The sequence below is a fragment of the Pseudomonas sp. TAE6080 genome, assembly GCF_018732265.1.
Lineage (GTDB): Bacteria > Pseudomonadota > Gammaproteobacteria > Pseudomonadales > Pseudomonadaceae > Aquipseudomonas > Aquipseudomonas brenneri.
On record NZ_JAHIDY010000094.1, the window covers coordinates 1 to 1,200 of the forward strand.

Below are 1,200 nucleotides of genomic sequence, written 5' to 3' on the forward strand. Positions count from 1 at the left end.
TGTAGAAACTCAGACTTCATCTGACAGTTACCGGATTTGAGGTCGTGACTGTCAGGTCAAATTCAGTTGATCATTTTGACCAGCCAGATTTTCTTTCCATCCTCAAATGTCTCTGCCGGCGTCCGGCCACAGCACATTTTTCCCTGATGAGTCCGTTCATCATTATAGTGGGCCACCCACTGGTCAAGATCGGCCTGCAACTGCTCCATGCTTTGGTAGATCTTTTTCCGGAAAGTAACCTGGTAAAACTCCTGCAAGATCGTCTTATGAAACCGCTCGCAGATACCGTTAGTTTGCGGTGACGCGGCTTTCGTCCGGGTATGCTCGATGTCATTCATTGCCAGGTAGAGCTGGTAATCATGCTGCTCCAGCTTGCCGCAATATTCCGTTCCACGATCCGTCAAAATCCGCAGCACGGGGACGTTTTGCTCTGCAAAGTACGGTAGCACTTTGTCGTTGAGCAGGTCTGCTGCCGTGATTGGCGTCTTCGTTGTATAGAGTTTGGTGAACGCGACCTTGCTGTAGGTATCAACAAAGGTCTGCTGATAAATACGGCCTACGCCTTTCATAGTGCCGACGTAGAACGTGTCCTGGGAGCCAAGATAGCCCGGATGGGCCGTTTCGATTTCGCCGCAGGCGATATCGTCATCACGTTTCTTCTCTAGAGCAACGACCTGGGCTTCGGTCAGAACAGAGCCTGTAGCCGCAACGTGCTTTTCCAAAGCAGTCAGACGCTGCTTGAAGTTCGCCAGCGCGTGCCGCAGCCAGATTGATCGTACACCTGAGGGACTGACGAATGTGCCACGCTTACGCAGTTCATTGCTGACACGGACTTGGCCGTGGGCGGGTTGTTCAATGGCGTAGTCCAGTACGCATTGTTCAACAGCCTCATCGACACGGTTTTTTAGGTTTGGCTTTCTGCGATCTTTTTGTAGCAGGGCTTCGACTCCACCGTTCGCCTTGGCTTCCTGGTAGCGATAGAAGGTGTCTCGCGACACGCCCATGATTTTGCAGGCCTGTGAAACGTTGCCGAGTTCCTCGGCCAGGTTCAACAAGCCCAACTTGTGCTTAACAATCGGTTGATTTACAACGTTCATGCGGGGCTACTCCTCTTGGGTTGGTGATTGCTCGCACAACCATCAAACCCGGTAGCCCCGCTCTTTTTCAAGAGGGGTGTCAGATTAAGTCGAGACTTCTACA

Annotated in this window: 1 protein-coding gene; it reads right to left on the reverse strand. The window is 51.8% G+C overall.

The annotated features are described in order from the left end of the window. Positions 1-62: 62 nt before the first annotated feature. Positions 63-1,097 carry an IS481 family transposase gene (locus KL786_RS29255; protein ID WP_047882718.1) on the reverse strand — a complete coding sequence of 345 codons (1,035 nt, stop codon included), beginning with the start codon at positions 1,095-1,097 and terminating at the stop codon, positions 63-65. Positions 1,098-1,200: the final 103 nt, after the last annotated feature.

Coding starts and splice junctions, on each gene's coding strand:
- KL786_RS29255 (WP_047882718.1), bottom strand. CDS start 1,097: ATGAACGTTGTAAATCAACCGATTGTTAAGCACAAGTTGGGCTTGTTG.